This is a genomic window from Streptomyces caeruleatus (assembly GCF_001514235.1).
Classification (GTDB): domain Bacteria; phylum Actinomycetota; class Actinomycetes; order Streptomycetales; family Streptomycetaceae; genus Streptomyces; species Streptomyces caeruleatus.
Map to the genome: position 1 here is coordinate 111919 of NZ_KQ948937.1, position 13164 is coordinate 125082.

Below are 13164 nucleotides of genomic sequence, written 5' to 3' on the forward strand. Positions count from 1 at the left end.
CGCGGAGATCTTGCTGAACCGGCCAATACTGCGGCTATATCGCGGTTATCGCGCGGAATCGGACGATGAGCCGGCCGGTTCCGTCATCGTCTTGCCGGGGTCCCCGGCCGGTGTGTCGTTCTCGTCGATGCGCCGGGCGCCGCGCACCGCCGGGATCAGTGCCGTGGCCACGAAGGTCGCCAGCATCACGACCCCGACCGCCAGCACCGTCCTTCTCGCTCCGACGGAGCTCAGCGCGAACCCGCCGGCCAGCGAGCCCAGCGAACCGGCCCCCGAACTCAGCAGGCCCGCGACGCCGCCCACCCGGCCCTGCATCTCGTCCGGGGCCATCCGCACCTGGTAGACCCCGGCCAGCAGGTTGAGGACCGCCCCGGCGAAGGACGTGCCCGCGAACAGCGCGGCCAGCACGTACACCTCGTCCGTCAGCGCGACCATCGGCATCAGCACCGTCCAGACCCCGAAGATCGAGATCATCACCGGGCCGGGCCGCAGCCGCCGCACCAGCTGCGAACCGGACACGGCACCGACGATGCCGCCCAGACCCGACACCAGACCGATGACGCCGATCGTCGCCGGGGAGCCGCCGCTCTCCTTGACGATCAGGACCAGCGCCAACGACAGCACCTGGAACAGGATGTTGGTGACCGCGACCAGTGATATCGCCGCACGAAGAAAGCGCTGCGCCAGCAACCAGCGGAAGCCCTCGGCCATTTCGGCCCGCAGCCGCAGCGGGGTGCGCGGGCGCTCGGACTGGAAGTCCCGCCGGATGCACAACAGGCTTATCAAGGCGGCGAGATGGGCCAGCGCCGCGCACACGAACGGCGACCACCTCGCGACCCCGTACAGCGAACTGCCCAGCGGCTGGCCCAGCAGGCCCGCGGCCCGGGACCTGGCCTCGTTGCGGGACAGGGCGGGGGAGAGATGGTCCGGGTGGACCACGTTGCGGACCGCCGCCCGTTCGGAGAGCCGGTAGAAGATCGACGCCGTGCCGCTGACGAAGGCCACGGCCATGACATGGGCCAGCCACAGCCGGTCGCCGATCACCGCCACCGCCACGCTGGCCAGCGCCAGCAATGCCGCCACATCGCAGACGATCATCGTCCGGCGCCGGTCCAGCCGGTCCACCAGCACACCCGCGGGCAACTGCACGAGCAGCATGGGCAGCAGCCCGGCGAAGGCCACGAAGCCGGCGTCGGTGGGCGAGCCGCCGTGCCAGATCATCAGCAGCGGATAGGCGATGGCGGCGGTGCGGTCGCCCAGCACCGAGACGCCCGCGCCCAGCCACAGCAACAGGTAGTCACGGTTGGCGCGCAGCGGCCCGGGGGGCCGCTGCGGGCCGGCCGCGAGGGCCGGCCCGTCGGCGGTGCTCACCGGGACCGGTCTGCGGAGGCGTCCGGCTCCAGGAGCGAGGTGTGGCGCTTGGCCACCTCGGCACCGGACTCGCCGTTGGTGAGGACGACGAACCCGCGGCCCGGCCCCACCCGGCACATGGCCAGGGCGTGATAGCCGGCGCCCCCGCCGCCGTGCCCGAACTGGACGTCGGCGCCGAGGTCGTCGACGACCGTGCCGAGACCGTAGGAGCTGTGGCGGTGTTGGGGCGTGAGCATCTCCCGGGCCGAGCCGGCGGTGAGCTGCGCGAGCGGCCGGGCGAGGCGGGCACGGCGGATCTCCAGCGCGACCTTGGCGAGGTCGGTCGCCGTCGTCCACAGGCCGGCCGCGGCCAGCTCGGGCCGTACCAGCCAGCCCCCGTCGAGCGGCCGGCCCTCCGGGTCGTGGCCGAGGGCCACGGGCCGGTCCGTCCGCTCGGGGAACGCCGGGTCGAAGCTGCTGCCCGTCAGGCCCAGCGGCTTCATGAGCACGTCGTCCATCAGCTCGGCGAACGGCCGCTCCGTGGCGTCCTCCAGCACCTGCTGGACCACCGAGTAGTGGACGTTGGCCTTGCGGAAGACCTGTCCCGGCTCCAGTTCGGCCCGGGCGCCCATGCTCACCCCCGGCCCGCTGCCGTGCAGGAGATCCGTCAGCGACGGGGTGCGCTGCCCGCGCGGGAGGTGCACGACCGGTGTCGGGGCCAGGCCCGAGAGATGGCCGAGCAGCTGCCGCAGGGTGACGCGGAAGCCGTCCGGCATCCGCCAGCCGCGCAGCCGGGCGTTGACGTCCTCGTCCAGGTCCAGGACTCCCTCGTCCACCAGCCGCAGCACACCGAGCGCGGTGAGGTGCTTGCTCAGGGACCCGACCTGGAAGACGGTCTCGGGGGTCACCGGGTCGCTGCCGCCGGCCGCCAGGACACCGTGGGCCTCGACGGACACCAGCTCGCCGTCCCGGATCACGGCGACGCTCGCGCCGGGCACGTTCGGCATGTCGTGCAGAGGGCCCGGGCCCGGGGCCGGGGCGGGGGCGGACGCGGCGGGCCGCTCGGCCGCCGGTGTCCGGGCCGGGGACGCCTCCTTGACCGGCGCCTCCGTGACCGCAGACGCCTCTGTGACCGCAGACGCCTCCGTGCCCGGGGCCGCCTCCATGACCGGGGGCGCTTCCTGGACCTCCGCCGACTCGGCGGCCGCGGCCACCGCCTCCAGCCTGTCGTCCTGGTAGATGGTGAGCAGGGAGAGCGGGACGCCGGCCCGGCGGGCCGCCGCGATCACCTTGAACACCACGATCGAGTGACCGCCCAGCTCGAAGAACCGGTCGTGCGCCCCGACCCGCTCCACCTGGAGGACCTCGGCCCAGATCGCCGCCAGCGTCCGCTCCACCGGGGTGCGCGGCGCGACGTACGGCCGGCGGGCCGACGCCTCCTCGTCGGGATCCGGCAGCGCCGCCCGGTCGAGCTTGCCGTTGGCGGTCAGCGGCATCCGCTCCAGCCGGACGAACACCGTCGGCACCATGTACGACGGCAGGCTGTCGCCGAGCCACTTCCGCAACGCCTCGCCGTCGGGCTCCCCGTCCGGCGCGGCCGTCAGATACGCGACGAGCCGTCCGTCGCCCGGGGACGTGCCCTCCCGCAGGACGACCCGGGCCTCGGCAACCTCCGGACGAGCGGTCAGGGCCCGCTCGATCTCGCCCGGCTCGACCCGGTAACCGCGGATCTTGAGCTGGTGGTCGGCACGGCCGAGGAACTCCACGCTCCCGTCCGGCAGCGTCCGCGCCAGGTCCCCGGTCCGGTACAGCCGGCCGCCGGGCTCGCCGTACGGGTCCGGCACGAACCGCTCGGCGGTCAGGTCGGGCCGTCCGGCGTAGCCGCGGGCCACCCCGGTCCCGCCGATGTACAGCTCGCCTGCCGCCCCCCGCGGAACCGGCTCCAGGTCGGCGTCCAGGACCAGCATCCGGGCCCCGGGGACGGCCCGTCCGACGGGCACCGTCCCGTCCGCGCGGACGCCGGCGGCCACCGGGTGCACGGCGCAGCCGGAACTCGCCACCGTCGTCTCCGACGGCCCGTACGAGTTCAGCAGCCGTCCCTCGCCCAGCGCCCGCGCCCAGGTGTCGGCCAGCGGCACCGGCAGGGCCTCGCCGGCCACCACGACGACGTCCGTCACCTCGGCCAGCCGCTCCGGCGCGATCTGCTGGGAGAGGACCTCCAGATGACCGGGCGTCAGCTTGACGAACCCGTAGGGACCGCCGTCCAGCAGCCGCTGCCCCAGGGAGTCCAGATCCGTCTCCTCGGGCAGCAGCCGCACCGGCTGTCCGGCCAGCAGCGGCGCCCAGAGGTTGGGCACCACCAGGTCGAAGGCCACCGAGGAGAACAGCGGGGCGCCACCGCCGCCACCGGCCAGGTACGCCTCCAGTGCCCACCGCAGGTAGTTCGCCAGCCCCCGGTGGGTGACCTGGACGCCCTTGGGGCGTCCCGTCGACCCGGACGTGCAGACCACGTACGCCAGCGAGTCGGGGTCGGTGACCTGCTCGGGTGCCGTCCCGGGCAGGGCCGCGAGCGCCTCGCGGTCCCGGTCGACCAGCACCCGCGGCCCGTCGAACACCACCGGTTCCGCCAGGCCGCCGGTGCTCATCAGTACCTCGGCGCCGCCGTCGGCGAGCATGTCGCGCAGGCGCCCGGCGGGGAACGACGGGTCCAGCGGCAGATACGCCCCGCCCGCCTTCCACACGCCCAGCAGCGCGGCCATCAGCTCGGTGCCGCGTTCCAGCAGCACCCCCACGACGGTCTCGGTGCCGACGCCGGCCGCCCGCAGGCGGTGCGCGATCCGGTTGGCGGCGACATCGAGTTCCGCGTACGACATCGTCGTGGCGTCGGTGGCCAGGGCCACCGCGTCCGGGGTCCGTGCCAGCTGGGCGTGCCATGCCTCGGGCGTGGTCCAGGAGACCGGCCCGGCCGGCTCCCCGGGGGCGCTCGCCCACGGGCCGAGCAGCTGGTCCCGCTCGCCCGGCGGCAGCAGGGCGGTCCGGGTGTCACCGTCGCCGCCGGCGGCGATCGACTCCAGTACCGCCCGGTACATGGCGGCCAGCCGCTCCACCTCGGCCCGGCCGAGGAAGGCGCTGTCGGCGTTGAGCTGCAGGCCTCCCTCCACGGTCGAGACGCCCAGCGGCACCTCGATACGGCTGAAGCCGCCGCTGTCGCCGGAGGCCGAGGGAGCCGCGACGCCCGCACCGGCCGCGGTGAAGTCGTGGTAGCTGAAGCGGACGTCGATGAGCGGGCTGCCGTCGCCCAGCTCGTGCTGGATGGCGTGCATCGGGAAGTGCCGGTGCGGCCAGGCCTCGATCTCCCGGTCGCGGACCTGTCGCACCAGCTCGCGCCAGGTCGTCGCGGACAGGTCGACGGGGAACGGCAGCGGGTTGAGATGCGTGCCGTACACGCGGTCCGCGCCGGGCGCCTCCGGCCGGCAGTGGGTGACCAGACCGGTGAAGAACCGGCGCTCGGGCGTGAGCCGGCCCAGCACCCGCACATGCGCGGCGAGCAGGACGCTCTTCAGCGGCGCCCCGGCGTCGGACGCCACCGCGCGCAGACCCTCCAGCAGGTCGTGCAGCGGGACATGGACCCGGTGCCGGTCGTCCGGGCCGTCCGGGTCGCCCCAGCCGGCGGGCAGGGCGAACCGGGTGTGCTCCTCGACGACGCCGCTCCAGTAGGCGCGGTCCTCGGCGTCGGCCAGGGCGCGCAGCTCGGCGGCGACGGTGTCGGCGAACCGCACGGGCGGCGGCGTGTACGGCGCGAGGTCCAGGCCGTCGCGGAACGTGCGGTACAGATCGAGCAGTTCGGCGCGGAACACCCCGAACGTCCAACCGTCCATGATCAGATGCGACTGGGTGACGGTGAGCTGCCAGTCCCCGTCGGCGAACCGGTGCACCACCAGCCGCAGCAGCGGCGCCGCCGCGTGCTCCAGCGGGGTACGGCTCTCCGCCTCCGTCGCCTCCCGCACGGCCCGCTCCGCCTCCTGCGGGCTCGCGGCGGTCAGGTCGACGACCCGCAGCGGGACCTCCGCCGCGGCGTGCACCAGCTGCATGGGCACCGAGTACGACTCGGTGTCCACGGCGGTGCGCAACGCCTCCTGGCGGGCGACCAGTTCCCGCAGGGCCCGCTGCAGCGGCTCGCGGGAGAACGGCTCCGCGGCGCCGATCCGGACCGAGGAGACCCGGTGGTAGTTCATCGGGCCGTCCCCGGACAGCATCTCGACGAGCATGCCGTTCTGGGCCTGGGTCAGCGGATAGGCGTCGACGAGCCCCTCGGGCAGCCGGGCCCGGTCCGCCTCGCCCAGCAGCGAGAACGGCTCCACGGCCGCCGTGGGAGTGGCCGCCGGCCCCGCGTCGGACCTGGCGCACAGGGCGTCGATGGTCTGGTGCTCCAGCACCTCGCGCGCCGTGACGTCCACCCCGGCCGCCGTCATCCCGCCGGCGATCACCACGGCCTTGAGGGAGTCGCCGCCGAGGTCGAAGAAGCCGTCCCGGACACCTACCCGGTCCACGCCGAGCGCGTCCCGCCAGATGCCGGCGACCCGTTCCTCGACCGGGGTGCGCGGCGCGGCGTAGGCGGCCCGGGCGAAGGCGTCCTGGCCGGGGGCGGGCAGGGCGCGGGTGTCGAGCTTGCCGTTGGGGGTCAGCGGGATCCGGTCGATGTCTTGGTACGCGGCCGGGACCATGTACCCCGGCAGGGAGCGGCCGAGGTGGGCCCGGAGTTCCGCGGGCGCGGGCGGGGTGTCGCCGGCGGGCACGACATAGGCGACGAGGCGCTGCTCGCCGGGGCTGTCCTCGCGGGCGGTGACGACGGCCTCGCGGACCCCCGGGTGGGCCGCCAGGGTGGCCTCGATCTCGCCGAGCTCCACGCGGTAGCCGCGGATCTTCACCTGGTGGTCGATCCGGCCGAGGAAGTCCAGGCTGCCGTCGGGACGCCGGCGCCCCAGGTCACCGCTGCGGTACAGCCGCGACCCCGGCACACCGAACGGATCGGGTACGAACCGCTCCGCCGTCAGCTCAGGCCGGTTCAGATAGCCGCGTGCCGCTCCCGGACCGCCGATGTGGATCTCGCCCGGGGACCCGTCGGGCACCGGATGCCCGTGCGCGTCGAGCAGATGGACGGTCAGACCGCTCAGCGGCCGTCCGATCGGGTTGCCCGACTCGGCCTCCAGGTCCCGCTTGGTGATCCGGTGGTATGTCGTGTACACGGTCGTCTCGGTGATGCCGTACATGTTGACCAGGGCCACCCGGCCCAGGCTCAGCCGCCTGGTCCACGGCCGCAGTTCGGCGAACTCCAGCTTCTCACCGGCGAAGACGACGGCCCGCAGCGACAGCCGCTTGACCCGCGGGTCGCCCTCGACCGCCGGAGCGAGCAGCGAGCGGAACGCCGACGGCGTCTGGCACAGGACCGTCACCTCCTGTTCGACGAGCATGTCCAGGAAGTCGTCGGGCGCACGGGCCACGTCCTGGTCGACCACGACCAGCGTCCCGCCGTACAGCAGCGCGCCCCACAGCTCGAACACGGACACGTCGAAGGCGTAGCTGTGGAACATCGCCCAGACGTCCGACTCGTCGAAGGCGTAGTGCTCCTGAGCGCTCGTCATGAGCCCCACGATGCTGGCGTGGGCGAGCGTGACGCCCTTGGGGCGGCCGGTCGAGCCCGAGGTGTACATGACGTAGATCGCGTTGTCCGGCACCGCCTCGGACACGGGGGCGGTCGACGGCTCGGCCGCCAGTGCCCGCCGGTCCCGGTCCAGCACGACGAGCGGACCGTCGTGGGCGTCCTCGACCAGGGACAGCGAGGCGGTGTCGGTGACCAGTACCGACGCCCGGGCGTCGGCCAGGATGTACGCCAGCCGGTCGGCCGGGTTGGCCGGGTCCAGCGGCAGATAGGCGGCCCCCGACTTCAGGACGCCCAGCAGGGCGGGGATCAGGTCGGCGCCGCGCGGCAGGCACACCCCGACGACCCGCTCCGGGCCCGCGCCCAGGGCGCGCAGCCGGTGGGCGAGACGGTTGGCGCGGGCGTCGAGTTCGGCGTACGTCAGCGACTCACCGCCCGCGACGACGGCCACCGCGTCCGGTGTCCGGGCCGCCTGCCGCTCGAAGACCTCGTGCACACAGTCCCCGCCGGCCCCCGGCACACCGTGCGCCGCCGCCCCGGCCGCCGCGGCCTGCTCCAGGAGCCGCTCCCGCTCGCCCTCGGGCAGGTACACGGCGCGGGCGTCGCCGTCGTGGTCGGCGGCCATCGCCTCCAGTACCGCGCGGTACATGCCGGCCACCCGCCCCGCCTGGGCCGAACTCATGATGTTGTCCCGGGTGTTCACGTAGAGCCGGTCTCCTCGGTTGAAGACGGTGAAGTCGAACTCGCTGGTCGCGCTGGTCATCCGGGTCCCGGTGGCGACCTTCTCGGTGTCGACCTGGTGGAAGTCGATGTAGTTGAAGTAGGCGTTGATGAGCCGTCCACCGCCCCACTCGTGCTGGACGACGGGCATCGGATAGCGGCGGTGCGCCCACAGCTCGACCTCGCGGTCGAAGACCTGGCCGACCAGCTCCCGCCAGGTGCGGGCGGAACGGTCCACCGCGAAGGGCAGGGTGTTGAGGTACATGCCCAGCACCCGGTCGGCGCCCACGGCCTCGGGCCGGGTGTCCACGACGAGTCCCGAGTGGTAGGCGGGCGCGTCGGTGAGCTGCCCGAGGACCTTCATGTGGGCGGCCAGCAGGACGCTCTTCAACGACACCTGGGCCGACGTGGCCAGCTTCCTGAGCCGCTCGCCGAGATCGTCGAACGGCACCTCGTGGTAGACGAGTTCGTCCGTGTCGCCCGACCACTCGGTGGGAAACGTCACGGGCACGTACCCGGAGGTGATCCGCCGCCAGTACGCCCGGTCGTCGGCGGAGCGCAGCGAGGACAGCTCCGCGGCTATCGCGTCGGCGAACCGCACCCGCGGCAGGTCGTACGGCTCCGGCCGCCCGCCGTCGCGGAACACCCGGTAGCAGTCGAGGAGTTCCACCAGGAGCTGGTGGTAGCTCCAGCCCTCGGTGATCGCGTGCGACTGGGTGAAGGTCACCCACCACGCGTCGTCGCCCTCGTCGTGCGCGACGATCCGGAACAGCGGTGCCCGGTCGATCGCGAAGGACTCGGCGCGCTGCCGCCTCATCAGCTCGAAGCGGGCCGCGGTGAGTTCCTCCGCGGAGCGCCCGCGCACGTCCCGGACCTCCACCGGGATCTCGGCCGTGGCGTGCACCAGCTGCAGCGGCGTGGAGAAGCCGGTGAGCCGGAAGGAGGTGCGCAGCACCTCGTGGCGTGCCGCCAGGGCAGCGGCCGCCCGCCGCAGCGCGTCCGGGTCCAGCGGCTTGTCGTCGGCCACCCGGAAGGTGTTGATGATGTGGTACGAGCCGCGCCGGCCGTCCATCATCTCGATGAGCATGCCGAGCTGGGTCCGGCCCACCGGGTAGGCGTCGACGACGCCCTCCGGCAGCTTCGCCCGGTCGGCCTCGGAGATCAGCGCGAACGGCTCGGTGAAGACCTGCTCGGCCGGCGCCAGCCCCTCCCGGCCCGCGATCAGCTCGGACAGCCGCTCGACGGTACGGGCCTGAAGGACATCCCGTACGGCGATGTCGACGCCCTCCGCGCGCAGCGCTCCGACGAGGGCCACGGCGCGGATGGAGTCGCCGCCCAGGTCGAAGAAGTTGTCGCGGACGCCGACCCGCTCCACACCGAGGGCGTCCCGCCAGATCCCGGCGATCCGCCGTTCGCTGTCCGTGCGCGGGGCCACGTACTCGCCCCGTACGAAGGACTCGTCGTCCGGCGCGGGCAGGGCACGCTTGTCCACCTTGCCGTTGGGCGTGAGCGGAACCGCCGCCAGCCGGACGAACGCGGCCGGCACCATGTAGTCCGGCAGGGTCCTGGCGAGCCACTCGTGCAGTTCCGCGGGGGACGGGGCGCCCTCGTCCGGCGCGCTGAAGTAGCCGACGAGCCGCTCGTCGCGGACGACCACCACGGCCTGGCGCACCCCGGGATGGCTGGCGAACGCCGTCTCGATCTCACCGAGTTCGATGCGGTGGCCGCGGATCTTCACCTGGTCGTCGACGCGGCCGAGGAAGTCCAGGGCACGGTCGGTGCGCCAGGCGGCCAGGTCGCCGGTGCGGTACAGCCGCGCACCGGGCGGCCCGAACGGGTCCGGCAGGAACCGCTCGGCGGTCAGCGCCGACCGGCCCAGGTAGCCGCGGCCGACGCCGTCGCCGCCGACGTACAACTCGCCCGCGACACCGACGGGGACCGGCTGGAGGGACGCGTCCAGGACGTACAGCCGGGTGTTCCTGACGGGTTCGCCGATGGGCACCCGGCCCTCGCCCGGCGGAGCGGACACGACGGCGTGCGTGACGTCGTCCGAGCACTCGGTGGGACCGTAGGCGTTGACGAGCGGGATGCCCGGGTAGAGGTCCAGCCAGCGGTCGCACAGCTCGGCGGGCAGCGCCTCACCCGTCACCACGAGCCTGCGCAGCCGGGGCAGTCCGGGGGCGGGTGCCCCGGCGTCCCAGAAGTCAAGGCTGGTGCGCAGCAGGGACGGCACGACCTCCAGGACGGTGATCCCCTCGTCGGTGACACGCCCGAAAAGGCCGCTCGGGTCCAGCGCGGTGTCCCCGTCGACGACCCGGATCCGGCCGCCGGTGACCAGCGCCGCCAGCATCTGCCACACCGAGATGTCGAAGGCCGGCGGGGCGTTGAACACGACGCTCTCCGCCGGGCCGAGCCCGAGGTCCTCGATCTTGGCCAGCAGGTGGTTGCCCATGCCGTCGCGGCGGACCATGGCGCCCTTGGGCCGCCCCGTGGAACCCGAGGTGTAGATCACGTACGCCAGGTCGTCCTCGGCGGCGGCCGGGTCGGGGTCGGTGGCCGGCTGCCCGGACACCGTCTCCTCGTCGTCCAGCAGGACGATGGTGGCCGTACCGTCCCGCCTTACCGTGTCGGCCAGTTCGCGACGGGTCAGCACCAGACGTACGGCGGCGTCGTCGAGCATGAAGCCGAGCCGCTCGGCGGGCGCCTCCGGGTCGAGCGGCAGATACGCGCCGCCCGCCTTGAGCACCGCCAGCACGGACACCACCAGCTCCAGCGAGCGCTCCAGGCAGATGCCCGTGACGACGTCCGGGCCCACGCCGAGCTCACGCAGCCGGTGAGCGAGCCGGTTGGCCCGCGCGTTCAGCTCCCCGTAGGTGGTCACCGAGTCGTCGGTGACCACCGCCACGGCGTCCGGCGCGGTGGCGGCCAGGCGCTGGAACTCCTCCGGCACCCCCAGGGTGACGGGCTCGCGCCCGGTCGCGGTCAGTTCGTCCAGAAGGAGGCCGCGTTCGCCCTCGGGCAGATACGTGGCGCGGGCGTCGCCGTCGGCGTCGGCGGCCATCGCCTCCAGTACGGCCCGGTACATGGTGCGCAGCCGCTCGCCGTCGGCCCGGCTCAGGACGGCCGTGTTCGTCGTCAGGTTCAGCCGGTCGGCGCGGCAGTGCACGGTGATGGCGAACTCGGTCTGCGAGACGCCGAACCGGGCGTCCGCGCGGGCCCCGCCGTCCGCCGCGGCGCCGGAGGCGGTGGCCTCCGACCGGGGCAGATCGACGTAGTTGAAGGCGACGTCGACCAGTCGGCCGCCGTGCCAGTCGCGTTGCATCGCCGGGAACGGATAGCGCCGGTGCGGCCACAGCCCGGCCTCCCGGTCGAAGACCTGGGTGACCAGCTCCCGCCAGGTGCGCGCGGAACGGTCCACCGGGAAGGGCACCGTGTTCAGGTGCATGCCGTACACCCGGTCCGCGCCGGCCAGTTCGGGCCGGGCGTCGCACACGAGGCCGACCTGGAACGCCGGGGACTCGGTGAGCTGGCTCATGACCTTGACGTGCGCCGCCAGCAGCACGCTCTTGACGGAGACCCGCAGCCGGGTCGCCAGGTCCCTGAGCGAGCCCTCGATGTCGTCGAGCGGCACCCGCACGTCGAAGCTCTCACCCGCGCCCGCCTCGGGCTCCCAGCCGTCGGGCACGGTGAACGGGGTGTGCGTGTCCACCACGTCCCGCCAGTAGGCCGCGTCCTCCTCCGACCGCAGGGAGGCCAGTTCGGCGGCGATGTAGTCGGCGTAACGGACGGCCGGGGCGGCGTACGGCTGCGGCCGCTCACCGTCACGCAGCCTGCGGTAGACGCCGATCAGTTCGGCCAGCAGCCAGTTGTGGCTCCAGCCCTCGGTGATGGCGTGCGGCCGGGCGATCGACAGCCACCAGCCCGCCTCGCTGTCCGGCCCGACGTAGGCGGTTACCCGCAGCAGGGGAGCGCGGCCCAGGTCGAACTCCGCGTCACGCTCCGCGGCGAGGAGACCCATCAGCTCCGCGGTGGGGGCGTCGCCGTCGGCCCCGGACTCCGTGGCGGCCAGCCGGTGCACGGTGACCGCAACCTCCACCTCTGTGTGCACCAACTGCATGGGCAGCGAGAAGGACCGCAGGTCGAACGAGGTGCGCAGCATCTCGTGCCGGCCGACGACCGTCCTGGCCGCCTCGCGCAGCGCCTCCGCCGAGAAGGCGTGGCTGTCGGAGATCCGGTACGAGATGAAGCTGCGGTAGGAGTCACCGCCGCCCAGCATCTCCACCACCATGCCGGTCTGCACCTGGGACATCGGATAGGCGTCGGCGAGGCCCTCGGGCAGCTTCGCCCGGTCCTCGTCCGAGATCAGCGCGAACGGCTCCACCAGCGCGTCGCCGGCCGCCAGTCCGGCCCGCCCGGCGAGGAGTTCACCCAGCTCACCGACCGTGCGGTGGGTGAAGACATCGCCGACCGAGACATCCAGCAGTTCCTCGCGCAGGGCGCCGACGACGGCGACGGCCTTGATGGAGTCGCCGCCCAGGTCGAAGAAGCCGTCGTGCACACCGACCGTGTCCACCCCGAGGATGTCGCGCCAGACCGCCGCGATCCGCTCCTCGGTGGGGTTGCGGGGCGCCACGTACTCCGAGCGGGCGAAGGCGTCCTGGCCGGGGGCGGGCAGGGCGCGCTTGTCGAGCTTGCCGTTGGCGGTGAGCGGGATCGCCTCCAGCGTGACGAACGCCGCCGGAACCATGTAGTCCGGCAGTGTCCGCCCGCAATGGGCTCCCAGTTCGGCACTGGAGGGCGCCGTCGCGTCGGACGCCGTCACGCAGTACGCCACCAGGCGTTTGTCGCCGGGGGTGTCTTCGCGGGCGAGGACGACGGCGTCGCGGAGGGCGGGGTGGGTGGTGAGGGTGGTTTCGATCTCGCCGAGTTCGATGCGGTAGCCGCGGATCTTGACCTGGTCGTCTGCGCGTCCGAGGAAGTCGAGGCTGCCGTCGGGGCGTCGGCGGGCGAGGTCGCCGCTGCGGTAGAGGCGGGCGCCGGGCGGTCCGTAGGGGTCGGGGACAAAGCGTTCGGCGGTGAGTTCGGGGCGGTGGAGGTAGCCGCGGGCGACGCCGGGGCCGCCGACGTGGATCTCGCCGGGGACGCCGAGGGGGACCAGGTTGCCGTAGCGGTCGAGCAGATGGACGGTGAGGTCGCTGAGGGGGTGGCCGATCGGGTTGCCCGCGGCCGGTGCCAGGTCCTCGTCGACGATGCGGTGGTAGGTGGTGTGGACGGTGGTTTCGGTGATGCCGTACATGTTGATCAGTGCGGGGGCATCGAGGCCGAGGCGGTTGGTCCAGGGGGTGAGTTCGGCGAGTTCGAGTTTCTCGCCGGCGAAGACGACGTGGCGGAGGGTGAGGTGAGGGATGCGTTCGTCGTTGTCTGCGGCCGCGTTG

The 13164-nt window shown here is 73.5% G+C and carries 2 protein-coding genes; both read right to left on the minus strand.

Annotation, left to right across the window (positions count from 1 at the left end; translation table 11 throughout):
• Positions 1-45 precede the first annotated feature (45 nt).
• Positions 46-1371, minus strand: coding sequence for an MFS transporter (locus tag AQJ67_RS34775; RefSeq protein ID WP_062723332.1), 1326 nt, complete (start codon positions 1369-1371; stop codon positions 46-48).
• Entirely contained in the window at positions 1368-13136 is an 11769-nt protein-coding gene (locus AQJ67_RS34780) for a non-ribosomal peptide synthetase (RefSeq protein ID WP_244190678.1), read from the minus strand. Before AQJ67_RS34780 ends, AQJ67_RS34775 begins: the two co-directional genes overlap by 4 nt.
• Positions 13137-13164 lie beyond the last annotated feature (28 nt).